The 23296-nt window shown below is 69.6% G+C and carries 24 protein-coding genes and 1 tRNA gene; 22 read left to right on the top strand and 3 right to left on the bottom strand.

Features of this window, described 5'->3' with window-relative positions:
• Positions 1-59 precede the first annotated feature (59 nt).
• Positions 60-2216, bottom strand: a complete 2157-nt coding sequence (locus SLW56_RS07380) for a phospholipase C, phosphocholine-specific (RefSeq protein WP_320694569.1) — start codon at positions 2214-2216, stop codon at positions 60-62.
• A 315-nt stretch (positions 2217-2531) separates the two neighbouring features.
• Between SLW56_RS07380 and SLW56_RS07375 the strand changes: the two genes are divergently transcribed.
• Positions 2532-3815 (top strand): cation:proton antiporter, encoded by a 1284-nt coding sequence (locus SLW56_RS07375; RefSeq protein ID WP_267122143.1) that lies wholly within the window; start codon positions 2532-2534, stop codon positions 3813-3815.
• Positions 3816-3889: 74 nt separating this feature from the next.
• The gene (locus SLW56_RS07370) at positions 3890-4231 is read left to right on the top strand and encodes a zinc ribbon domain-containing protein (RefSeq protein ID WP_148828961.1); all 342 of its coding nucleotides are present in this window, start codon (positions 3890-3892) and stop codon (positions 4229-4231) included.
• Positions 4232-4399: 168 nt separating this feature from the next.
• Here SLW56_RS07370 and SLW56_RS07365 read toward each other — a convergent pair whose 3' ends face one another.
• The gene (locus SLW56_RS07365) at positions 4400-5353 is read right to left on the bottom strand and encodes a DUF3011 domain-containing protein (RefSeq protein WP_148828960.1); all 954 of its coding nucleotides are present in this window, start codon (positions 5351-5353) and stop codon (positions 4400-4402) included.
• 157 nt (positions 5354-5510) lie between these two features.
• Between SLW56_RS07365 and aspS the strand changes: the two genes are divergently transcribed.
• The 5 genes from aspS (at position 5511) to SLW56_RS07340 (ending at position 9169) form a co-directional block, all read left to right on the top strand.
• Entirely contained in the window at positions 5511-7262 is a 1752-nt protein-coding gene (gene aspS / locus SLW56_RS07360; RefSeq protein WP_152239591.1) for an aspartate--tRNA ligase, read from the top strand.
• 36 nt (positions 7263-7298) lie between these two features.
• Entirely contained in the window at positions 7299-7604 is a 306-nt protein-coding gene (locus tag SLW56_RS07355) for a DNA primase (RefSeq protein ID WP_152236023.1), read from the top strand.
• A gap of 3 nt (positions 7605-7607) precedes the next feature.
• Positions 7608-8126 (top strand): GNAT family N-acetyltransferase, encoded by a 519-nt coding sequence (locus SLW56_RS07350; protein ID WP_295920143.1) that lies wholly within the window; start codon positions 7608-7610, stop codon positions 8124-8126.
• A 97-nt stretch (positions 8127-8223) separates the two neighbouring features.
• Complete coding sequence (locus SLW56_RS07345) at positions 8224-8535, top strand: I78 family peptidase inhibitor (protein ID WP_223875595.1); 312 nt, start codon at positions 8224-8226, stop codon at positions 8533-8535.
• A 7-nt stretch (positions 8536-8542) separates the two neighbouring features.
• Positions 8543-9169, top strand: a complete 627-nt coding sequence (locus SLW56_RS07340) for an alpha/beta fold hydrolase (protein WP_320694568.1) — start codon at positions 8543-8545, stop codon at positions 9167-9169.
• Positions 9170-9269: 100 nt separating this feature from the next.
• Here the strand turns inward: SLW56_RS07340 and SLW56_RS07335 are convergent, their stop codons facing one another.
• Positions 9270-10166, bottom strand: a complete 897-nt coding sequence (locus SLW56_RS07335) for a hypothetical protein (RefSeq protein ID WP_267117524.1) — start codon at positions 10164-10166, stop codon at positions 9270-9272.
• Positions 10167-10449: 283 nt separating this feature from the next.
• On the opposite strand from SLW56_RS07335, the gene SLW56_RS07330 reads away from it, so the two are divergent.
• The 15 genes from SLW56_RS07330 (at position 10450) to SLW56_RS07260 (ending at position 23159) form a co-directional block, all read left to right on the top strand.
• On the top strand, positions 10450-11184 hold the full coding sequence (locus SLW56_RS07330) for a YebC/PmpR family DNA-binding transcriptional regulator (RefSeq protein ID WP_010344319.1): 735 nt from the start codon (positions 10450-10452) through the stop codon (positions 11182-11184).
• A 166-nt stretch (positions 11185-11350) separates the two neighbouring features.
• On the top strand, positions 11351-11863 hold the full coding sequence (ruvC, locus tag SLW56_RS07325; protein ID WP_081613235.1) for a crossover junction endodeoxyribonuclease RuvC: 513 nt from the start codon (positions 11351-11353) through the stop codon (positions 11861-11863).
• A gap of 124 nt (positions 11864-11987) precedes the next feature.
• Entirely contained in the window at positions 11988-12572 is a 585-nt protein-coding gene (gene ruvA, locus SLW56_RS07320) for a Holliday junction branch migration protein RuvA (protein ID WP_010344317.1), read from the top strand.
• Between the two features lie 130 nt (positions 12573-12702).
• Positions 12703-14544, top strand: coding sequence for a potassium transporter Kup (locus SLW56_RS07315; RefSeq protein WP_225851637.1), 1842 nt, complete (start codon positions 12703-12705; stop codon positions 14542-14544).
• Between the two features lie 196 nt (positions 14545-14740).
• The gene (gene ruvB, locus SLW56_RS07310; protein WP_267122147.1) at positions 14741-15778 is read left to right on the top strand and encodes a Holliday junction branch migration DNA helicase RuvB; all 1038 of its coding nucleotides are present in this window, start codon (positions 14741-14743) and stop codon (positions 15776-15778) included.
• Positions 15779-15817: 39 nt separating this feature from the next.
• On the top strand, positions 15818-16291 hold the full coding sequence (gene ybgC, locus SLW56_RS07305; RefSeq protein ID WP_267083685.1) for a tol-pal system-associated acyl-CoA thioesterase: 474 nt from the start codon (positions 15818-15820) through the stop codon (positions 16289-16291).
• A complete protein-coding gene (gene tolQ, locus SLW56_RS07300) occupies positions 16288-17064 on the top strand; it encodes a protein TolQ (protein ID WP_017907448.1) in 777 nt (258 codons plus the stop codon). The genes ybgC and tolQ overlap by 4 nt, the downstream gene beginning before the upstream one ends.
• Before the next feature lie 37 nt (positions 17065-17101).
• Positions 17102-17539, top strand: a complete 438-nt coding sequence (gene tolR / locus SLW56_RS07295) for a protein TolR (protein ID WP_017907449.1) — start codon at positions 17102-17104, stop codon at positions 17537-17539.
• Positions 17529-18530, top strand: coding sequence for a cell envelope integrity protein TolA (tolA, locus tag SLW56_RS07290; RefSeq protein ID WP_152244869.1), 1002 nt, complete (start codon positions 17529-17531; stop codon positions 18528-18530). The genes tolR and tolA overlap by 11 nt, the downstream gene beginning before the upstream one ends.
• Positions 18531-18699: 169 nt before the next feature.
• The gene (tolB, locus tag SLW56_RS07285; protein WP_010344310.1) at positions 18700-20019 is read left to right on the top strand and encodes a Tol-Pal system beta propeller repeat protein TolB; all 1320 of its coding nucleotides are present in this window, start codon (positions 18700-18702) and stop codon (positions 20017-20019) included.
• 68 nt (positions 20020-20087) lie between these two features.
• Positions 20088-20606, top strand: coding sequence for a peptidoglycan-associated lipoprotein Pal (gene pal / locus SLW56_RS07280; RefSeq protein WP_152244871.1), 519 nt, complete (start codon positions 20088-20090; stop codon positions 20604-20606).
• 6 nt (positions 20607-20612) lie between these two features.
• Positions 20613-21440, top strand: coding sequence for a tol-pal system protein YbgF (gene ybgF, locus SLW56_RS07275; protein ID WP_209245944.1), 828 nt, complete (start codon positions 20613-20615; stop codon positions 21438-21440).
• 46 nt (positions 21441-21486) lie between these two features.
• The gene (queE, locus tag SLW56_RS07270) at positions 21487-22164 is read left to right on the top strand and encodes a 7-carboxy-7-deazaguanine synthase QueE (protein ID WP_043091803.1); all 678 of its coding nucleotides are present in this window, start codon (positions 21487-21489) and stop codon (positions 22162-22164) included.
• A gap of 189 nt (positions 22165-22353) precedes the next feature.
• Positions 22354-23019, top strand: coding sequence for a 7-cyano-7-deazaguanine synthase QueC (gene queC, locus SLW56_RS07265; protein ID WP_295910351.1), 666 nt, complete (start codon positions 22354-22356; stop codon positions 23017-23019).
• Between the two features lie 64 nt (positions 23020-23083).
• Positions 23084-23159, top strand: a tRNA-Lys gene (locus SLW56_RS07260).
• Positions 23160-23296 lie beyond the last annotated feature (137 nt).

Below are 23296 nucleotides of genomic sequence, written 5' to 3'. Positions count from 1 at the left end.
ATCCCAAATCCCGGACGTTGTCACGAATCCCCAATCCCGAATCCCCAATCCCGCCCGCCTCAGACGGGTCCGGGGCCTTGATAGTTGGGCGGGCTCTCCTGATACAGCCGCGCCGCCCCGCCCATGGCCGGATCGCTGATGCCGGGCTTGCCGGTTTCCACGCGGCCGGCCAGACGCTGGCGCGCGTTGTCCTGGATCAGCCACAGGTCGTACCAGCCGCCGCTCGGCTTGGCATTCCAGCGAATGCGCTGCTCGGCGCCGGGCGCCAGCGTCACCCGTTGGCGCGGTTGTGCCTGGGCGTAGGCGGCCGGTTCCAGGGACACCTCGAGTGGCGCGGCACCCGGATTGTGCAGGACCAGGCACAGTGCCTGCGCGTCGGTCGGCTCCTGGACGATCTCGGCCTGCAGCAGCGGGGCGCTGAGGTCGCCGCGGTAGTGGCGGTGGAAGCCGTTGGGGCCGAGTAGCCACAGGTCGTAGCTGCCGTCGTAGGTGGTCCAGGTGCCGTCCAGGGTTGCGCCGGCGCCCACCGTGTAGCGGCGCGGGATCGACTCCAGGAGGTAGCGGTCGTAGACGTGCAGCACCGCCGCTGCGCCGGTGTTGGCCATGCGCAACTGCACTTCGCCGCGCTCGAGCACGTACTGCAACTGCACCGTCGGCCGATACGGCAGGGCGCGCGAACGGCGCACGCCAAACGCCTGTCGCGGTGCCTGCAACTGCGCCGGCAGCGGTGGCACTGCGTGGTCGTGCAACGCCGCGGCGCGCGCGGCCGCCTCGCGCACGTCCGGCAGGTCGGCGACGAACGGACGGGTGTCGGCCTGGCGGAAGTCGAAGGCGTTCAGCAGGTCGCCGCAGACCGCGCGGCGCCACGGGGTCAGGCCGGCGGCGGCGACACCAAAGCGGCGCTCCAGCAGGCGCAGCACCGAGGTGTGGTCGTAGACCTGCGAATCGACCCAGCCGCCGCGGCTCCACGGCGAGATCACGTACAGCGGTACGCGCGGGCCGAGGCCGTAGGGACGCCCGCGCAGCTCCGGCGGATCGGCCTTGGCGTCGCCCGGCGCAGGATGCAGGTGGTATTCGCCGTCGGTGGCGACACTGGAGGCGCCGGCCCAGCCGCCGGCCGCGGACGGGTCGGGCGAGGGTGGGGCCGGTGGCGGCACGTGATCGAAGAAGCCGTCGTTCTCATCGAACATCAGCAGCAGCGCGGTGCGTGCCCACACCTTGGGATCGGCGGTCAGCGCATCGAGCACGCGCGCGGTGTAGGCCGCGCCCTGCGCCGGGCTGGACGGATCGGGATGCTCGCTGCCGGCGGCGTCGGCGATGATGAAGCTCACCGACGGTAGCCGCGCGGCCAGCACGTCCTCGCGCAACTGCGCCAGGCTGCGGCTGGAGACGCCGCGTGCGCGCAGTTGCGGATCGTGCCCGGGCGCGCCGCGCCAGGCCGCGCGGAACGGCGCGAAGCCGGCCAGCGGGTTGTCGGTGAAGTTGTCGGCCATGTCCTGGTAGATCTGCCACGACACGCCGGCCTGCTGCAGCGCCTCGACGTAGCTGGGCCAGCGGTAGTCGTCCGGATCGCCGCCCAGTTCCGGGAAGTTGTCGTGCGAGTTGGCGATCGCCGGGCCGCCGGCGCGCGCATGCGGATCGTTCTGCCCGGTCCACAGGAACACGCGGTTGGGATTGGTGCCGGCCTGGATCGCGCAGTGGTAGGCGTCGCAGATGGTGAAGGCGTCGGCGAGGGCGAACTGGAACGGCAGGTCGTCGCGTTCGTAGTGGGCCAGCGCGTGGTCGCGTTTGGCTGCCGGCCACTGGCCCATGCGGCCGTGGTCCCAGGCCTGCTGCGCGTTCGGCCAGGTATGCGGGGTGCCCTGCACGCGCATGGTGGCGAAGTCGCGTGCGGTGCGCAGCGGGAACGGCGCGAGCTGGCGGCTGCCGTCGGTACTGGGCTGCAGCCAGACCGTGCGCGGTGCGGTGTCGGGCAGCGGCGGTGCGGGGATCGGGAAACGGTCGCCGAAGCCGCGCACGCCGGGAAGGCTGCCGAAGTAATGGTCGAAGGCGCGGTTCTCCTGCATCAGGATCACCACGTGCTGCAGGTCGTCGAGGGTGCCGCTGCGCACGTCCGGGGCGATCGCGGCGGCGCGGGCGATGCTCGGCGGCAGCAGCGCGGCGGCGCTGGCGGTGAGGCCGGCGCGGAGCAGCCGGCGGCGGGTCAGGTCGGTCATGGTGGTCCCGGGGAACGCAAAGCGGCGGCGGCCGGGATCGGTCGCCGCCGCGAGACTGCCACGGCGTAGGTGACAGGTCGACCATGAGGGCGGTGCGACGCCGCACTGCTGGCGCTGTTGGCTGTCTTCAGCGGCGTGTCGCGTTTGCTGCGACATGGCCTGTGCAGTGCGGGGGGGGGCTGGGATCGCACGCGGTCTGTGCGATCGCGGCGCGAGCGATTGGCACGCCAGCGCTCCGTGATGGCGTACCACACGGCCGACCCGGCATCATCGCCGCTGCCGCCGCCGGCGGGTCCCACCGGAATCTCCTGCCCGATGAGCCACGAACTGATCTACCTGCTGCTGATCTTCGCCCTGCTGGTGATCCCGCGCGCGCTGCAACGCTTCAAGATGCCGGCGCCGCTGACCTGCCTGCTGTTCGGCATCATCGCGATGCTGGCGATGGGGCCGCGCGCGCACGACCCGGTGGTGACCCTGCTGGCGACGCTCGGCATCTCCTCGCTGTTCCTGTTCGCCGGCCTGGAAGTGGACCCGAAGGCGCTGCGCCGCGGCTTGTGGCCGCTGCTGCTGCACCTGGTGGTGCGTGGCGGCACCCTGTTCGGCGTCGGCTGGCTGGCCTGGCGCTACGCCGGGCTGTCGTGGCAGGCGGCCGGATTGCTGGCGCTGGCCCTGCTGACCCCCTCCACCGGTTTCATCATCGAGTCGCTGGGGCGGCTTGGGCTGGACGAAGAAGAGCGCTTCTGGGTCACCAGCAAGGCCATCGCCGGCGAACTGCTGGCGCTGGCGGCGCTGTTCGTGATCCTGCAGGCCGGCGATCCCTGGCAGATGGGCCTGTCCAGCCTGGCGCTGCTGGCGATGCTGGTCGGCCTGCCGCTGCTGTTCGTGGCCCTGGGGCGCTGGGTGGCGCCGCAGGCGCCGGGGTCGGAGTTTTCGCTGCTGGTGATGGTCGGCCTGATTGCCGCCTACATCACCTATTCGCTGGGCGTGTACTACCTGGTCGGTGCGTTCATCGCCGGGCTGGTGGCGCGGCTGCTGCGCCAGCGCATGCCGCTGCTGGCCTCCGACGAGAACCTGCAGGCGGTGCGCCTGTTCGCCTCGTTCTTCGTGCCGTTCTACTTCTTCAACGCCGGCACCAAGGTGCCGAGCGGGGCGCTGAGCCTGCATGCACTGGGCCTGGGCCTGGCCCTGACCGCCTGCGTGTTGCCGCTGCGCATCGGCATTCTGTGGCTGCAGCGGCGGGTGCTGTTCGGCGAAGGCGCGCGCAGCAGCCTGCGGGTGTCGCTGGCGCTGTCGCCGACGCTGATCTTCACCCTGGTGCTGGCCGGCATCCTGCGCGACCGCTTCGCCATCGCCGACGCGCTGTTCGGCGCGCTGCTGCTGTACGCGGCCCTGACCACGCTGCTGCCGGCGCTGCTGCTGCGCATGCCGTTCGACGTCAGCCCGCTGGAGATGGCGCCGGCCGCGCCGACCGATCCCGCGTCGGCGCAGGCACCGACGGCGCCGGACGAGCCGGTGGCCGAGGCGCCGTTGGCGGACGCACCGACGTCGCCTGCCGGCGCGCCGGAAACGGCGCCGCGGCCCAAGCCCGGGCCGGCGTGATGAGCGGGGACGCTTGAAAGCCAGCGTGCGGCCCCCATACTGGCCGCCTCCGTTGCTCTCGCGTTTTTGCCGCCATGCCGATCTACGCTTTCCAATGTGCCGCATGCGGTCACAGCTTCGACCGCCTGCAGAAACTGTCCGATCCCGATCCGGAGACCTGTCCGTCCTGCGCCGCCCCTGCGGTCAAGCGCCAGCTCACCGCGCCGGCGTTCCGCCTGTCCGGCAGCGGCTGGTACGAGACCGACTTCAAGAAGGACGGCGACAAGAAACGCAACCTGGCCGAGTCGGGGAGTACGGCCAGCAGCGGGGACAGCAAGCCCGCGGCCGCCGCGACGACGTCCGACGCGCCGGCCAAGCCCGCTGCGGCGGCCACGCCTGCCGCCGCGCCTGCCGCGGCCAAGCCTGCGGCGACCTGAGTCCCGCCAGGCCGCGCCAAGCCCGCGGCCTCTCGTAGGAGTGGCTTCAGCCGCGACCGAGCCTTGCCCGGTCGCGGTCGATCCAAAAGAGCAAGAGCCGCTCCCGAAGTCGACCTGTCACGCCATGCATCCGGCCACGCAGCACGCCGCGTGGCCCGTTGCCTTGGCTCAGCGCGCCCCGAAGCGTGCCCGGCAGCCGCCGTTGACCCACACCGTATTGCCTTCGTAGCCCCAGGTGCGGCCTTCCGCGCAGGTGGTGCCGGACAGCTGTTCGATCAGTTCCGGGCGGCCCTGACGGCGGTCCCAGGCGCAGGTGCGCAGGCGCTTGTCGTCGCTGCTGCAGGTCACCGTGTAGCCGCTGTCCAGCGGCGGCCGGCCCGGCCCCCAGCCACCGCCGCCGCGGCCCTGGGCGAACTCGCCGCGACAACCGTCGTCGACCCACACCGCGCCATCGCGCGAGCCCCAGGTGCGGCCCTCGATGCAGCGGGTGTCCGACAGCTGCCGCACCAGCATGGCGTTGCGCCAGCCGGTCGGGCAGATGCGCTGGCGCTGGTCCTGGCTCTCGCAGCGGACGGTGCCGGCCACGCCGCCACTGCCGCCGCCGTCGCCCCAGTTGCCGCCCCAATTGCCGCGACCTTCGACGAAGCGACCACGGCAGCCCTGGTCCACCCACACCACGCCGGGCGCCGAGCCCCAGGTGCGGCCTTCGATGCAGGGCGAATCGGACAGGGTGCCGACCAGTCGCGCAGGCCCGCGAAACGGCGTGGCGCATTGCTGGCGCCGGCGGTCGTTGCTGGAGCAGGCGACGGTGCGGCCGTCGAAGCCCGGTTCCTGCCGCCAGCCGCCGCCGCTGCCGCGCAGCGAGGTGGCGATGTCCTGCTGGATGTTGCCGAAGCCCCAGCCGCGGTCGATCTGGTCCAGGTAGAACTCGAGCTGGTCGTCGGGGATCTGCCGGCCGCGCGACTGGTCGGCGTACTCGCGCTCGATCACCCGGACCCGGCCGGGGACCGACAGTTGCCGCAAGTCCTGCGGCGCGTAGGCGCGGGCGCTCTGGGCCGCGGCCGGGGCGCTGGCCAGGGCCAGCGCGGCGATCACCAGCCAGCCACCAAGGTGCTTCAACATGGGTTCTCTCCTCCCCGTGAATGGTGCGCGGACTATAGCCGCAGGCCAACTTAAGCCAGGATGAGTCATGCGCGATTTGCCCGGGCCGACGCGCCGCCGCAGAATACCGGGCTTGCCGGCGCCTTCTGCGCCGGGCGCCCCCTGTTTGGAGCTAGCGATGCGTACCCACTTCTGCGGCCTGGTCGACGAGACCCTGATCGGCCAAACCGTCACCCTGGCCGGCTGGACCGACGTGGCCCGCAACCTCGGCGGCGTGTGCTTCATCGACCTGCGCGACCACGAAGGCATCGTGCAGGTGATGGTGGAGCCCGAGAACGCGGAGGTGTTCAAGGTCGCCGCCAGCCTCGGCTACGAGGACGTGCTGCAAGTCGAGGGTGTGGTGCGCGCGCGGCATGCGGTCAACGACAAGCTGCGCAGCGGCAAGGTCGAGGTGATCGCCACCGCCATCACCGTGCTCAACAAGGCCGCGCCGCTGCCGTTCCACGCGCACGAGAACCCGGGCGAGGAAACCCGCCTGAAGTACCGGTATCTGGATCTGCGCCGCCCGGAGATGCAGCGCATGCAGCGCACCCGCATCAAGCTGGTACAGGCGCTGCGCCGCTACCTGGACGAGCGTGGCTTCCAGGACATCGAGACGCCGATTCTGACCAAGGCCACCCCGGAAGGCGCGCGCGACTTCCTGGTGCCGGCGCGCATGCATCCGGGCGAGTTCTACGCGCTGCCGCAGTCGCCGCAGCTGTTCAAGCAGATCCTGATGGTGGCCGGCTTCGACCGCTACTACCAGATCGCGCGCTGCTTCCGCGACGAGGCGCTGCGTGCCGACCGCCAGCTCGAGTTCACCCAGCTCGACATGGAGTTCGCCTTCGTGCGCGAGCGCGACGTGCAGGACTTCGTCGAGGCGATGGTCCGTGCCATCTTCAAGGAGGTGGTCGACGTCGAGCTGGCCGCCGAATTCCCGCGCATGACCTGGGCCGAGGCCATGCGCCGCTACGGCTCGGACAAGCCGGACCTGCGCATCGCCCTGGAACTGACCGACGTCGCCGAGCTGGTCAAGGACAGCGACTTCGCGGTGTTCAGCGCCGCGTCCGCCGATCCCGACGGCCGCGTCGCTGCGCTGCGCATTCCCGGCGGCGCCAGCCTGTCGCGCAAGCAGATCGACGAGTACGCCGCGCACGCCGCCAAGTACGGCGCCAAGGGCCTGGCCTACGTCAAGATCGCCGACAGCGGCGAGATCAGCTCGCCGATCCAGAAGTTCTTCGGCGAAGCCGCGTTCGCCGCGCTGCTCGCCCACGTCGGTGCCGGCAACGGCGACATCGTGTTCTTCGGCGCCGGCGCCTACGGCAAGGTCTCCGACTTCATGGGCGCGCTGCGCCTGAAGGCCGGCAAGGATTTCAATCTGGTCGCCGACGGCTGGCGTCCGCTGTGGGTCACCGATTTCCCGATGTTCGAGTGGGACGAGGAGGCGCAGCGCTACGTGGCCCTGCATCATCCGTTCACCGCGCCGGCGGTGGACGATATCGCCGAGCTGCGCACGCATGCCAAGACCGCGGTGTCGCGCGGCTACGACATGGTGCTCAACGGCAACGAGATCGGCGGCGGTTCGATCCGTATCCACCGTCCGGACATGCAGAGCGCGGTGTTCGAGCTGCTCGGCATCGGTGCCGAGGAAGCGCGCGCCAAGTTCGGCTTCCTGCTGGATGCGCTGAACTACGGCGCGCCGCCGCACGGCGGCATCGCCTTCGGCATCGACCGCATCGCCGCGCTGATGGCCGGCACCGAGTCGATCCGCGACGTGATCCCGTTCCCCAAGACCACCGGCGCGCAGGACCTGATGACCGACGCGCCGTCGCCGATCGCCGACGCGCAGCTGGCCGAAGTGCACGTGCAGGTGCGCCCGCAGGCGCAGTGACTTCTTTCTTCCAACAACCCTAGCGCAGGCCGACACATGAGCGAGACCGCATTCAATCTGGAGTGGGAAACCCTCGGCAACGAGGGCGCAGTGGAGGCCATCGTCACCCAGCGCGCGCGCGTGTTCGGCGGCTGGCTGGTGCGCGCCGGCAGCGGCGCCAACGCGCCGCTGGCGTTCGTGCCGGATCCGGAAGGCCGTTGGGACGGCGAGGACTTCGGCGAGGACGATTACGAGTACGAGGAAGACGACGAGGAAGAAGAGGACGAGGAAGAAGAAGGCGACGACGAAGACGAGGGCGACGGCGAAGAGGCCGACGCCGATGCCGCGCACCCGGCGCGCTGAGCCGTGCTGATTCGTCGCGCCACGCCGGACGATGCCGCGGAGGTGACCCGCATCGCCACGGCCACCTTCTGCGAAACCTTCGGCCATCTGTATCCTGCGCAGGACCTGCAGGCCTTCCTCGACGAAGCCTATTCGATCGAGCGCGCGCAGGTGGTGCTGGCGCATCCGGACTACGCGATCTGGCTGGTCGAGCATGACGGCGAGGTGGTGGGACACGCTGCCGCTGGCCCTTGCGGCCTGCCGCATCCCGACGTGACGCCTGGCGATGGCGAACTGAAGCGGCTGTACCTGCTGCGCGCGCACCAGAACGGCGGCTGGGGTGCCCGGCTGTTCGACACCGCCCTGGCCTGGCTGGAGCGCGACGGCCCGCGCACGCTGTGGCTCGGCGTGTGGTCGGAGAACCTGGGCGCGCAGCGGTTCTACGCGCGCTACGGCTTCGAGAAGGTCGGCACCTACGAATTCCCGGTAGGGCAGGTGCGCGATCTCGAATTCATCCTGCGCCGGCCGCCGCGCGCGGCCTGACGCCTGCCGCCGGACGTCGTCCGGGCATGCCGCGTCGACACAGCGGCAACGAGTGCGCGCTACAGTGCTGGCCTGTCCAGCTTGAGGAGAGCACGCCATGTTCCGACCGTGGATGGGAATCGCCGCCGTCGTGCCGCTGCTGGCCGCGTGCGCGCCACCGGCGTCGCTGCAGCCGGCCAGTGCCGGGCCGACGGTGCAGGGCGATGGCCGCTGCAACGTCGAGGCCGTGGCCTGGGCGGTGGGCCAGGAGGCCACCCAGGCGACCATGAGCCGGGTCTGGAAGGAGAGCGGAGCCGGCGTGGTGCGGCCGATCGCGCCGGGCCAGGCGGTGACCCGCGACCTGCGCCTGGATCGGCTCAACGTGTTCCTGGATGGCAGCAATCACATCGTTCGCACCACCTGCGGCTGAGTCGCCGATGGCCGCCGCGCCCCAGGTGCTGTTGCTGCATGGCATCTGGAACGCGCGGCCGTGGCTGCTGCCGCTGGCGCTGCGCCTGCGCCGCGAGGGCTGGCGCGTCGCCAGCTTCGGCTATTCGACCGCGTTCGGCGGCGCCGAGGCCGCGCTCCCACGGCTGCACGCCCGCATCGAACGTATGGCAGCCACCGGTCCGGTGGCGCTGGTCGGGCATAGCCTCGGCGGCCTGATCGCCTTGCAGGCCTTGCGGGAGGTGCCCTCGCTGCCGGTGACCCGGGTGGTGTGCCTGGGCAGCCCGCTGGCCGGCAGTGCCGCCGCGCGCGCCCTGGCGCAACGGCGGCTCGGACTGGCGCTGGGCCGCAGCGCGGCGCTGTTGCAGCAGGGTGTGGCGCGCTGGGACGGGCCGGCCGAGGTCGGCATGGTCGCCGGCACCGTGGCGCGCGGGCTGGGCGCACGCTTTGTCGCGCTGGGGCCGGAGTCCGACGGCAGCGTAGCCCTGGCCGAGACCCGCGTGCCCGGCCTGGGCGATCACTGCCAGGTCCGCGCCAGCCACAGCGGCCTGCTGTTCTCGGCGCAGGCCGCGCGGCAGACCGCCGCCTTCCTGCGCGACGGCCGCTTCGCCGCCTGAGCCGGTCGCAAGACATCGAGCGTCCGGCGGCGGCGGTGGCCGGCGCTGCGTCGCGGTATCCGCCCGACCGCTTTGGTGCCGGCACAGGCGATGCCGCCGCTTACGGCGTCACGAAGGTCTTCAGCCAGTCCAGCGTGGGGTTGAGCGCCCAGGCGGCGGTGCCGCTGCGGTAGTTGCCGTCGACCAGCACGCCCGTGCACTGGGTGCCTGGATAGCCGCCGAAGCCCATGAAGCAGTGGTCGGCGTAGAGGTCCTGCACCTCCCGGTCCTTGACGATGTACCAGCCGCTGCCGTTGCTGCGGAAGCACGACTGCTGCCCGTCGCAGCGCAGGCCGGTGACCAGTTGCGCCTGGGTGCGGGCGACGTTCTCGGTGCCGCCGACGAACATGTCGCGCTCGCCGTTGATGATGCGCAGGCGATCGGACGGCAGGCTGTGGTTGCCGTCGGCGATGCAGGAGGCCAGGTTGTAGTAGGCGGTGTAGGTCGTACCGGTGCCCTGGCCGAACGAGGCGGCGACCCGGGGATCGTAGTCGTGCGCCAGCACCGAGATGATCGAGCCCTGGCTGAGCCCGCCGGTCACCACGCCCTTGGAGCAATCGGCCTTGTCGCGGGCGCAGAGCTGGGCGATGGCGCTGTTGATGTTCTGCGCGTCGAAGATGGCCTTGGCGCGGTTGCCGATGACGCCGCAGCTGCCGAAGCTGGCGTTGTCGTACTCCACCGAGGCCGCCACGAAGCCCTTGGCCGCGGCGGCATTCACCGCGGCCATCGCCCAGTTGCTCTGGTAGTTCTCGCCGGTCCCGCCGATATGCACGTAGACCGGGTACCTGCCCGTCGCGCGGGGTTCCTGGCCGCTGATCGCATAGGTGGTGACGCCGGCGTTGTAGCGGCCCCGGAAGGCATCGGTCTGGGCGCTGGCCAGGCCCGGGGCGGCAAGGGCGAGCAGGCCCAGGCAGCGCAGGGCCAGCGACAGGAACGGGGCGGGGGTGGTGCGGGACATGAGGGATCTCCTTTCGGTGCGATGGAAAGCGGGCGCGGCTTACGCGTTCAGCCTCCAGGTGGGGCATGACAGTTCTGGCAGCGATGTGGCGCGCATGGGTAGACAGTCCGCCAAGGTTCGACCGGCAGCACGGGCCGACGCGCGCTGGAGTGGGCGCCGGCCGGGGAACGGGCGGCATGCGCCGGTCGCACGCGCGGTCGGTCGTCGGCGCGGCCGGGCCGCGGGATGTGCGCGGCATCAGGTAAAATCCGCGTCTTGTCCTTACAACTGTCCGGAACGCCCCATGGGTAGAGGCCCCTCGATCGAAGCCCGCAAGAACGCATCCGATGCGAAGCGCGGCAAGATTTTCACCAAGATCATCCGCGAGATCGGCGTCGCCGCGCGCGCCGGCGGCGGCGATCCGTCCAACAACCCGCGGCTGCGCGTGGCGATGGACAAGGGGCTGGCCTCGAACATGTCCAAGGACGTGATCGAGCGCGCGATCAAGAAGGCCACCGGCGAACTGGAAGGCGTGGAGTACGAGGAAGTGCGCTACGAGGGCTACGCCCCGGGCGGGGTGGCGGTGATCGTGGACTGCCTGACCGACAATCGCGTGCGCACCGTGGCCGACGTGCGCCATGCCTTCAGCAAGTGCGGCGGCAACATGGGCACCGACGGCTCGGTGGCCTTCATGTTCAAGCGCCTGGGCGTGCTCAGCTTCGCCGCCGGCGCTGACGAGGAGAAGATCACCGAGGCGGCGATCGAGGCCGGCGCCGACGACATCGTGGTCTACCCCGAGGACGGCGCGATCGACGTGCTGACCGCGCCGGAGGCGTTCCAGGCGGTCAAGGACGCCATGGACGCGGCCGGTCTGGCCGCCGACCACGCCGAAATCACCTTCCGCGCCGACAACGACATCGCCGTGGACGGCGACACCGCGGTGCAGGTGCGCAAGCTGCTGGACATGCTGGAAGACCTGGACGACGTGCAGAACGTCTATTCCAACGTCGACCAGGCCGCCCTGAGTGACGGAGGCTGACACCATGACCGCCGGGGCCCGGGGCCCGGGACCCGGGACCCGAAAGGGCGCTTCGCCGCTGCCGGGACCATTGCCGGCGTCGGTGGCCGCACGGAGCATTGCCGCTCGGGCGACCGACGCTTCCACGAGTCCCGGGTCCCGGGTCCCGGGTCCCGGCACCACCCGCATCCTCGGCATCGACCCCGGCTCGCAGCGCACCGGCGTGGGCATCATCGACGTGGACGCGGCCGGCCGTACCCGGCACGTGCACCACGCGCCGCTGGTACTGCTGGGCGAGGGCGACTTCGCGCTGCGGCTCAAGCGCCTGCTGCACGGGCTGGACGCGCTGATCGAGGAGTACCGGCCGCAGGAAGTGGCGATCGAACGCGTGTTCATGGGCAAGAGCGCCGACGCGGCACTGAAGCTCGGCCATGCCCGCGGCGCGGCGATCTGCGCGGCGGTGCTGCGCGAACTGCCGGTGCACGAGTACGCGGCGAAAGAGATCAAGCTCGCCGTGGTCGGCAAGGGCGCGGCGGAGAAGCAGCAGGTGCAACACATGGTCGGTCTCATGCTGAGCCTGACCGGCAAACTTCAGGCCGACGCCGCCGACGCGCTGGCCGTCGCCATCACCCATGCCCACGTGCGCGCCACCGCGCAGCGCCTGGGCGTCAGCACGCAGCAGGCTTGGAGCAGAAAATGAGTGGAGCTGGGATTCGGGATTCGGGATTGGGGATTCGCCAAAGCGGAGCCGGCGAGCATGCGCGCGGCTGTTGCCAATCCCGAATCCCCAATCCCCAATCCCGGCGCCTCCAAGGAGGCGCCCAATGATCGGCCGTCTGCGCGGGATCCTGGCCTACAAGCAGCCGCCGTGGCTGGTGATCGACGTGGGCGGGGTGGGCTATGAGCTGGAGGCGCCGATGAGCACCTTCTACGACCTGCCCGATGTCGGCCGCGACGTGATCCTGTTCACCCACTATGCGCAGAAGGAGGACAGCGTGTCGCTGTACGGCTTCCTGCGCGAGGGCGAGCGGCGGCTGTTCCGGGATGTGCAGCGGGTCAGCGGGATCGGCGCGAAGATCGCGCTGGCGGTGCTGTCCGGGGTCAGCGTCGACGAGTTCGCGCGGCTGATCACCGCCGCCGACGTCACCGCGCTGACCCGCATCCCCGGTATCGGCAAGAAGACCGCCGAGCGCATGGTGGTGGAACTACGCGACCGCGCGGCCGACTTCAGCGGCGGCGCGCCGGTGACCGGGCAACTGGGTACCGACGCGGTCTCCGAGGCCACGGTGGCCCTGCAACAGCTCGGCTACAAGCCGGCCGAGGCGGCGAAGATGGCGCGCGACGCCGCCGCCGACGGCGACGAGGTCGCCACGGTGATCCGCAAGGCCCTGCAGGCGGCGCTGCGCTGACCTCGGGTCGGCTCGGCTCCCCGCTCTTTCTTCACGTTCTGGCGCTACTCTTCCCACCATGTCCAGCTCCTCCAGTTCCGCCGCCCGCCCGGGCAGCCACGATCCGCACGCCAAGACGGGCTTTGGGGTGATGCTGACCGCCATCGGCGTGGTCTTCGGCGACATCGGCACCAGTCCGCTGTACACGCTCAAGGAAGCGTTCTCGCCGCACTACGGGCTGACCCCGGACCACGACACCGTGCTGGGCATCCTGTCGCTGGTGTTCTGGGCGCTGATGCTGGTGGTCACGGTCAAGTACGTCACCGTGATCATGCGCGCCGACAACGATGGCGAGGGCGGCATCATGGCGCTGACCGCGCTGGCCCAGCGGACCCTGCCGGGCGGCTCGCGCTCGATGTACGTGGTCGGCATCCTCGGCATCTTCGGCGCCTCGCTGTTCTTCGGCGACGGCGTGATCACCCCGGCCATCTCGGTGCTGTCGGCGGTGGAAGGCCTGGAGGTGGCCGCGCCCAAGCTGGAGCCGTTCGTGGTGCCGATCACCCTGGTGGTGCTGGGCATGCTGTTCATGGCCCAGCGCTACGGCACCGAGCGGGTGGGCAAGGCGTTCGGGCCGATCACCCTGGTCTGGTTCGTGGCCCTGGGCGCGATCGGCGTCTACAACATGACCCGCGCGCCGGAAGTGCTGCACGCGCTGAACCCGTGGTGGGGCGTGCGCTTCTTCGCCGAACACAACTGGCACGCGGTGTTCGTGCTCGGTGCGGTGGTGCTGGCGGTGACCGGCGGCGAGGCGCTGTACGCGGACATGGGCCATTTCGGCGCCAAGGCGATCCGCCGCTCGTGGCAGTGCGTGGTGCTGCCGATGCTGACCCTGACCTACCTGGGGCAGGGCGCGCTGGTGCTGCGCGATCCTGCGGCAGTCAGCAACCCGTTCTACGAGGCGGTGCCGGAGTGGGCGCTGTACCCGATGATCGTGCTGGCCACCGCGGCCACGGTGATCGCCTCGCAGGCGCTGATCACCGGCGCCTACTCGGTGGCCAGCCAGGCCATGCAGCTGGGCTACATCCCGCGCATGCACATCCGCCACACCTCGCACTCCACGATCGGCCAGATCTACGTGCCGGCGGTGAACTGGTGCCTGCTGGCGTTGGTGGTGGTGGCGGTGATCGGCTTCGGCGACTCCACCTCGCTGGCCACCGCGTACGGCGTCTCGGTCACCGGCACCATGCTGATCACCACCGTGCTGATGGTCATCTACGCGCGCGCCAACCCGCGCGTGCCGGCGCCGCTGCTGTGGCTGTTCGCGCTGGTGTTCCTGGCCGTGGACTGCGCGTTCTTCTACGCCAACATCATCAAGTTCCTGGACGGCGCCTGGTTCCCGCTGCTGCTGGGCCTGATCCTGTTCACCCTGATGCGCACCTGGCGCCGCGGCCGCAAGCTGCTGCACGACGAGATCCGCAAGGACGGCATCAAGCTCGACACCTTCCTGCCCGGGCTGATGCTGGCGCCGCCGGTGCGCGTGCCCGGCACCGCGGTGTTCCTGACCGCCGACCCGATGGTGGTGCCGCACGCGCTGATGCACAACCTCAAGCACAACAAGGTGCTGCACGAGCGCAACGTGTTCCTGACCGTCGAAACCCTGCAGGTGCCGTACGCGGCGGCCGGGCAGCGGCTGAAGATCGACGCGATCGGCGACGAGTTCTATCGCGTCTACGTGCGCTTCGGCTTCATGGAGACCCCGGACGTGCCGCTGGCGCTGATGCGCTCCTGCGACCAGGGCGGGATCTACTTCGACCCCATGGACACCACCTATTTCGCCAGCCGCGAGACCATCGTGGCCAGCGCCAACCGCGGCATGCCGATCTGGCGCGACAAGCTGTTCGCGGTCATGCACCGCAACGCCGCCCCCGCCACCGGCTTCTTCCGCATCCCCGGCAACCGCCTGGTGGAACTGGGCGCGCAGGTGGAGATCTGAGGCCGCGACGGTGTCGCGGCCTTGGGAATGGGGAGGCGGGAATGGGGAGGCGGGAATGGGGAACAGGGAAAGGCAACGGCCGCGGCGTCTGGCCTGAAACCAGGCGGCGACCATCAAAGTAAGCGCCAGCCGTGCCGCCAACCGCTACTATTGTCCGCTCGATTCCCCATTCCCGATTCCCCAATCCCGGCTTTCCATGGACCGCATCATCGCCAGCAGCGCCACCCGCGAGGATGACGCGGCCGAGGCCAGCATCCGCCCCAAGCGGCTGGACGACTATCTCGGCCAGCAGCCGGTGCGCGAGCAGCTGTCGATCTACATCGAGGCGGCCAAGGCGCGCGGGGAGGCGATGGACCATGTGCTGATCTTCGGGCCGCCGGGCCTGGGCAAGACCACGCTCAGCCACGTCATCGCCAACGAGCTGGGGGTCAATCTGCGGGTCACCTCCGGCCCGGTGATCGAGAAGGCCGGCGACCTGGCCGCGCTGCTGACCAACCTGCAGCCGCACGACGTGTTGTTCATCGACGAGATCCATCGCCTGTCGCCGGTGGTCGAGGAAGTGCTGTACCCGGCGATGGAAGACTTCCAGATCGACATCATGATCGGCGAGGGCCCGGCCGCGCGCTCGATCAAGATCGATCTGCCGCCGTTCACCCTGATCGGCGCCACCACCCGTGCCGGCCTGCTGACCGCGCCCTTGCGCGACCGCTTCGGCATCGTCCAGCGCCTGGCCTTCTACACCCCGGACGAGCTGGCGCAGATCGTGCGCCGCTCCGCCAGCATCCTCGGCATCGCCTGCAACGCCGACGGCTGCGCCGAGATCGCGCGCCGCGCGCGCGGCACCCCGCGCATCGCCAACCGCCTGCTGCGGCGGGTCCGCGACTTCGCCCAGGTCCGCGCCGGCGGGCAGATCGACCTGGCCGTGGCGCAGGCCGCCACGCAGATGCTCAAGGTCGACGCCGAGGGCTTCGACGAGCTGGACCGGCGCATGCTGCGCACCATCATCGAGTACTTCGACGGCGGCCCGGTCGGCGTCGAGTCGCTGGCCGCCTCCCTGTCCGAGGAGCGCGGGACCCTGGAAGACGTGATCGAGCCCTACCTGATCCAGCAGGGCTACCTGATCCGCACCGCCCGCGGCCGCATGGCCACCAACAAGGCCTATCTGCACCTGGGCTTGCAGCCCAAGAGCCGGGAATTGGGAATCGGGAGTGGGGAATCGGGGGCGCTGTTCTAGGATGTTCTGGTTACCTAGCTATCGACAGGAGCGCCGCTCTTGACTGCCGATTCCCCATTCCCCGTTCCCGATTCCCGGCTATTCAGTTGGCCGACACGCGTCTACTGGGAAGATACCGACGCCGGTGGCGTGGTCTACCACGCGCGCTATGTGGCCTTCCTGGAGCGGGCGCGCACGGAGTGGTTGCGGGCGCTGGGGTATGGTCAGGAGCGTCTGCGCCTGCAACACGATCTGGTGTTCGCGGTGCGCGCGATGCAACTCGACTTCCTGCGCCCGGCACGCCTGGACGATTCCCTGCAGGTCGGCGTCGCGCTGTCGCAATGCAAGCGCGCCAGCCTGGTGTTCGCGCAGTCGATCCGCCGCGACGACGGGGAGCTGCTGTTGCGCGCGCAGGTGCGGGTGGCCGCGCTCAGCGCCGACAGCTTCCGCCCGCGCGGCATGGACGACGCGCTGCACGATGCATTGAAAGTTCTTGAAATCACTGAAGCCGAATTACTGAGGAACGACGGATGATCGCATTGCTCCTGGCCCTGCAGGACACGGTGGTGGAGGCGCTGCCGCAGGACGTGACCCAGACCGCCACCCAGGCCGTCGCCAGCACCGCCGCCCATGGCGGCATCAACTACCTGGACCTGATGGTCAAGGCCAGCCTGCCGGTCAAGGTGATCGTGCTGCTGCTGCTGCTCGGCTCGCTGATCAGCTGGGTCATCATCTTCCGCAAGGGCAAGGTGTTCAAGGACGCCAACCGCGAGGCCGACGACTTCGAGAACCGCTTCTGGTCCGGCACCGACCTGAGCAAGCTCTACGCCGGCGCCACCGACCGCAACCGCGTGGTCGGCGGGCTGGAGGCGATCTTCGAGGCCGGGTTCCGCGAATTCACCCGCCTGCGCGACAAGCGCCGGCTCGACGCACGCATCCAGCTGGAAGGCGCGCAGCGGGCGATGCGCGCCACCTACGCGCGCGAGGTCGACCGCCTGGAGCGCAACCTGGAACTGCTCGCCAACATCGGCTCGACCGCACCCTACGTGGGCCTGGTCGGCACCGTGTTCGGCATCATGGTGACCATGCACGACATGATCAACAGCGGCCAGCAGGCGGGCATCGCCGCGGTCGCGCCGGGCATCTCCGAGGCGCTGTTCGCCACCGCCATCGGCCTGTTCGTGGCGATCCCGGCGGTGTGGGCCTACAACCGCTTCACCACCCGGGTCGAGCGCCTGGCCGTGCGCTTCGAGACCTTCTCCGAAGAGTTCAGCTCCATCCTGCAGCGCCAGGCCAGCGGCGACTGAGCGTCGCCCGCCTGTCCACGACTCCCAGGATTCCCGCATGACTGCCGCCATTTCCCGCCGCAAGCGCCGCAAGCTCAAGTCCGAGATCAACGTCGTGCCGTACATCGACGTGATGCTGGTGCTGCTGATCATCTTCATGGTCACCGCGCCCTTGCTCAGCCTGAGCGTGGACGTGGACCTGCCCGATTCCACCGCGCGCTCGGTGGAGAGCAAGAAGGATCCGGTGATCGTCACCGTCGATGCCGAAGGCCGTTACACGCTGACCCTGCAGGACGGCAAGCCGGAGAAGATCGCAGCGCCGGAGCTGAAGGCCAAGATCCAGGCCTTCGTCGGCCAGAACAAGGACGTGCCGGTGTTCGTTGCCGCGCCCGGCACCTCGAACTACCAACTGGTCATGGACACCATGGTCATGCTGCAGCAGGCCGGGGTGCCCAAGGTCGGCTTGATGAGTCAGCCCGGAAACAATGCACGCTGAAGCCGATTCCCGCCCGCCGCAGCAGCGCGGCGACGACAAGGGACTGATCTTCGGGGTCGCCCTGGCGTTGCTGGTGCACGTGCTGATCGCACTGCTGTTCTTCCTGGCCTGGTGGTGGTCGCCGGTGCGCCAGGTCGAACCGGCCGCCGGTTCGCCCATGGTCGAGGCCTCGCTGGTGGTCTCGGCCGCCGACGTGCGCTCGGCGCAGAAGGCGGTGAAGGACGCGCCCAAGCCCTTGCCCGAGCCGCTGCCCGAACCGGTCAAGGACGTCGCCGAAGAGGACACGGTGCCGCCGCCGCAGCCGCTGCCCACGCCCAAGCCGCAGCAGGCGCCGACCCCGCAGCAGCAGAAGGCGCAGGACTTCGTCCCGGTGCCCGACAAGGTCGACCAGGACCGCGCCACCCGCACCGCGATCTCCCAGGAAAAGGAGAAGCAGGAGCAGGAGGCCAAGCGCCGCCAGGAACAGATCGACCTGACCGAGCAGAAGCGCCAGCAGGAGGCCGAGCAGAAGCAGCGCCTTGCCGCGCAGCAGGAAGAGGAGCGGCAGAAGAAGATCGCCGACATCCGCAAGCAGCGCGAGAAGCTGGAGCGCGAGGCCCAACTGGCGCAGCAGAAGCTGCAGCAGATCGCCGACCTGAACGCCAAGAAGGCGTCGGCGGCCGCGGCCACCACGCCGCAGCAGGCGCCGGGCCAGAACGGCACCAATACCGACCTGCAGGCCAAGTACGCCGCCGCGATCCAGCAGGCGGTGCTGAGCCAGTGGGTGCGCCCGGACTCGGTGCCGCTGGGGCAGAAGTGCAAGATCTCGATCACCCAGATCCCAGGTGGCCAGGTCATGCAGGCCAAGGTCAGCCCCGACTGTCCCTACGACGAGGCCGGTCGCCGCTCGATCGAAGCCGCGGTGCTGCGCGCCCAGCCGTTGCCCTACCGTGGCTTCGAGACCGTGTTCGCGCGCAACCTGACCTTCAACTTCACCGCCCAGGACCAATGAGCCCGGCGGCTGGCGCCGCGTTGCGCGCCCCCGCCATCCACCCGACATGCGATGGGCGATAATGTGCTGCGTCCTGCCATCGGCTTCACATGGCGATGGTTCATGATTGCGAATACGTTCACCCGCGCATTGCTATCTCTTGCGCCTTTCCGATCCTGCTGAGCGACCCATGAAGAAACTGCCGCGCTGGCTTGCCGTTCTCACCGCCCTGTTGCTGCCTCTCGCCGCGTCCGCGCAGGACAAGGGCCTGGAAATCGACATCGTCGGCGGCAATGCCTCGGCGACCCCGATCACCGTCGTGCCGATGCCGTACCAGGGATCGGCGACCCCGCCGAGCACCGACGTCGCCGCGGTGGTTCGCGCCGACCTGGATCGCTCCGGCCAGTTCCGCAACCTGCCCGAGTCGCAGATCGTGGAGCGCCCGACCCGCGGCAGCGAGGTGCAGTTCGCCACCTGGCGTGCGCTGAAGCAGAGCTACCTGGTCGTCGGCCGGGTGATGGACGCCGGCGAAGGCGCCTATCGCGTCGAGTACGAACTGTTCGACGTGGGCAAGGGCGAGCGCATGCTCGGCCTGGCCATGACCGCCCGCGCCAACGCCATGCGCGACGTCGCCCACCAGATGGCCGACGCCATCTACGAGAAGATCACCGGCGTGCGCGGCGCGTTCTGGACCCGCATCGCCTACGTCACCGCCAGCGGCAAGGGCGGGGCGATGCGCTATGCGCTGATGGTCGCCGACTCCGACGGCTACAACCCGCAGACCATCGTCCGCTCGGCCGAGCCGCTGCTGTCGCCGAACTGGAGCCCGGACGGCAAGAAGCTGGCCTACGTGAGCTTCGAGCGCGGCAACTCGTCGATCTACATCCAGGACATCGCCACCGGTGCGCGCCAGCTGGTGTCCAGCTTCCGCGGCATCAACGGCGCCCCGTCGTTCTCGCCGGACGGCAAGAAGCTGGCGCTGGCGCTGTCGCGCAGCGGCAACCCGGAGATCTACGTGATGGACCTGGGCAGCAAGCAGCTGACCCAGCTGACCAACCACTTCGGCATCGACACCGAGCCGACCTGGGCGCCGGACGGCAACAGCATCTACTTCACCTCCGACCGCAGCGGCCGCCCGCAGATCTACCAGGTGCCGGCCACCGGCGGCAGCGCCACCCGCATCACCTTCCAGGGCAACTACAACGCGACCCCGAGCGTGTCCTTCGACGGCAACAAGCTGGTCGTGGCCCAGGGCAGCGGCAACACCTACAAGATCGCGATGATGGACCGCAGCCTGGGGTCGCCGCGCTGGAGCACGCTGTCGACCGGTTCGCTGGACGAGTCGCCGAGCTTCGCCCCCAACGCCAGCATGGTGCTGTATGCGGCGCGTGAAGGCGGCCGTGGCGTGCTGTACGCGGTCTCGGCCGATGCCCGCGTGCGGCAGCGCCTGGTGCTCGCCGATGGCGACGTGCGCGAACCGTCCTGGTCGCCGTATCGCACCGCACGTTGACATGTAAGTTTGGTGTTAATATTTCGCTGTTGAACCCCTCATCGGCCCAGGAGCCACAAGGTATCGCCATGAACAAGACCACCCGCGTTCTGCTTGTTTCGCTGTTGTCCGTTGCAGCTCTGGCCGGCTGCGCCAAGAAGGTCAAGGAACAGCCCCAGACCGACACCACCGGCACCACCGGTACCACCGTCCCGACCGGCCCGTCGACCTCCGGTCTGTACGGCCCGGGCGACCTGGACACCGATTCCTGCCTGCGTCAGCGCGTGGTCTACTTCGACCTGGACAAGGACACCGTGAAGCCGGAGTTCCAGGCGATCATGGCCTGCCACGCCAAGTACCTGCGTGACCGTCCGTCCTCGCGCATCACCCTGCAGGGCAACACCGACGAGCGCGGTTCGCGCGAGTACAACATGGGCCTGGGCGAGCGTCGTGCCAACGCCGTGTCCTCGGCGCTGCAGGCCAACGGTGGCTCGGCTGCGCAGCTGACCGTGGTCAGCTACGGCGAAGAGCGTCCGGTCTGCACCGAGTCGAACGAGTCCTGCTGGTCGCAGAACCGTCGCGTCGAGATCGTCTACACGGCGCAGTAAGAAAAGATGCGTATCGGTGTCCTTACATCGATGATCGTCGCGGCGGCCCTCGTGGCCGCCGCGCCGGCTCATGCGCAGCGCGCAAGCCTGGCCGATCGCGTTTCCGCGCTCGAGCAGCAGGCCATGAATACCCAGGCCAACACCGACATGCTGAACCAGCTCAACCAGCTGCGCACTCAGATGCAGTCGATGGAGGCCACGATCGAACAACTGCAGCACAGCAACGACCAGCTCAAGCAGCAAATCAAGGACCAGTACCTGGACCTGGATGGCCGCGTGGGCCGGCTCGAGAATGGTGCAGGGGCAGGGGCGACGCCGTCGTTGCCGCCGGCCAATGGCGCCGCACCGGCTGTCGCGCCGGCCGCGCCCGCAGGCAAGCCATCCGCCGTCGCCGAGCCGCCGCCGTCGGTGCACGGCGACGCCGGCACCCTGGCTGCCGCCGGCGACGAGCGGGCCGCCTACAACGTCGCCTTCGACGCCCTGAAGGCGGGCAAGTACGCCGACTCGGCGAACCTGTTCCAGAACTTCCTGCAGGCCTACCCGAACGGCGTGTATGCGCCGAACGCGCTGTACTGGCTGGGCGAGAGCTACTACGCCACCAAGAACTTCCAGTTGGCCGAGGCCCAGTTCCAGGACCTGATCGGCCGCTATCCGACCCACGACAAGGCGCCGGGCGCGCTGCTCAAGCTGGGCCTGTCCCAGTACGGCGAAGGCCGCGTCCAGGATGCCGAGCAGACCCTGCAGCAGGTCGGCGCGAAGTATCCTGGGTCCGATGCCGCGCGGACCGCGCAGGACCGCCTGCAGTCGATCCGTCTCGGCCAGCAACTGCGCTGAGCCCCTAACGCTGCCGCCGCCGTCGCGGGAGCACTTTTCTCCCGCCATGGCCGCCGTTCCCAGCGATATCGTCCAAAGCCCGCTGCCCCGCCTGAAGCTGACGGAGATCTTCCTGTCGCTGCAGGGCGAAGCCGAGAGCGCCGGCTGGCCGACCGTGTTCGTGCGCCTGACCGGCTGCCCGCTGCGCTGCAGCTACTGCGACACCGCCTACGCCTTCCATGGCGGGCAGTGGTGGGACATCGACGCGATTCTCGAAGAAGTGGCGCGCCACGGCGTGCGCCACGTCTGCGTCACCGGCGGCGAACCGCTGGCGCAGAAGCGCTGCCTGCAGCTGCTGCAGCGCCTGTGCGACGCCGGCTACGACGTGTCGCTGGAGACCTCCGGCGCGCTGGACATCGCCGAGGTCGACCCGCGGGTGTCGCGGGTGCTCGACATCAAGACCCCGGCGTCGCAGGAAGCGCACCGCAACCGCTGGGAGAACCTGCCGCTGCTGACCGCGCGCGACCAGATCAAGTTCGTCCTGTGCGGCCGCGCCGACTACGAATGGGCGCGCGCCGTGGTCGCCGAACACCGACTGGACACGCGCTGCACCGTCTGGTTCTCGCCGAGCAAGAGCGAACTGACCGCACGCGACCTGGCCGACTGGATCGTCGCCGATCGCCTGCCGGTGCGGTTCCAGATGCAGTTGCACAAGCTGCTGTGGAACGACGAGCCGGGGCGGTAGCTGCACGCTGGCGCGCAGCTGGGAATCGGGAATGGGGAAACGGGAATCGGAGAGCGCCGCGCGGTAGGCGTGGCTCTACCTGATCCGCTTTCGCTTCTCGAAGACCTTCGATCTTCCCGGTCCAGCCTGACTGCTACGCTCTTCTCATTCCCGTTTCCCCATTCCCCACTCCCCACTCCCGGCACCCAGATGAAAAACGCCGTCGTCCTTCTCTCCGGTGGCATGGACTCCGCCGTCGTCGTCGCCATCGCCCGTGCGCAGGGGTTCGCGGTGCATGCCTTGAGCGTGCGCTACGGCCAGCGCCATACCTCCGAACTGGATGCGGCCGCGCGCGTCGCCTCGGCGCTGGGCGCGGTGGCACACAAGACCGTCAACGTCGACCTGCGCAGCATCGGCGGCTCGGCGCTGACCGACGACATCGAGGTGCCGGACGCCGGTGGCGACGGCATCCCGGTCACCTATGTGCCGGCGCGCAACACCATCATGCTGTCGGTGGCGCTGGGCTGGGCCGAGGTGCTGGGCGCGGCCGACATCTTCTGTGGGGTCAACGCCGTGGACTACTCCGGCTATCCCGATTGCCGCCCCGAGTTCATCGACGCGTTCCAGGCCCTGGCCAACCTGGCGACCAAGGCCGGCGTGGAGGGTGCCGGGCTGCGCGTGCATGCGCCGTTGCAGCACATGAGCAAGGCGGACATCGTGCGCGAAGGCGTGCGCCTGGGCGTGGACTTCGGCCTGACCGTGTCCTGCTACCGCGCCGATGACGCCGGCCGCGCCTGCGGCCACTGCGATGCCTGCCGCCTGCGCGCGGCCGGCTTCGCCGACGCCGGCGTCGCCGACCCGACCCGCTACGCCTGATTTCGCGAAACGCCCCGTGCTGGGGTAGACTACGCGCCCCGGTGCAACGCCGGGGTCTTGTTTTGGGCCGTTAGCTCAGTCGGTAGAGCAGAAGACTTTTAATCTTTTGGTCGATGGTTCGAATCCATCACGGCCCACCACTCCGCTCAGCGGGTTGCGCGTCGCCTTTGGCGGTTTTTTCGCCAGCTTCGGACATCACTCCTGAATGCAACGCGAGGTGCGCTGCCTCCTTGTCGGGATTGCGCGGTCGTCGGCTTGCTGCATTCACTTCCACCAT

The organism is Xanthomonas sp. LF07-6 (genome assembly GCF_034105445.1).
In the GTDB taxonomy this organism is placed as follows: Bacteria; Pseudomonadota; Gammaproteobacteria; order Xanthomonadales; family Xanthomonadaceae; genus Xanthomonas_A; species Xanthomonas_A sontii.
Note: the sequence above shows the minus strand (reverse complement) of the source record. Positions and strands in the feature narration are given on the sequence as shown.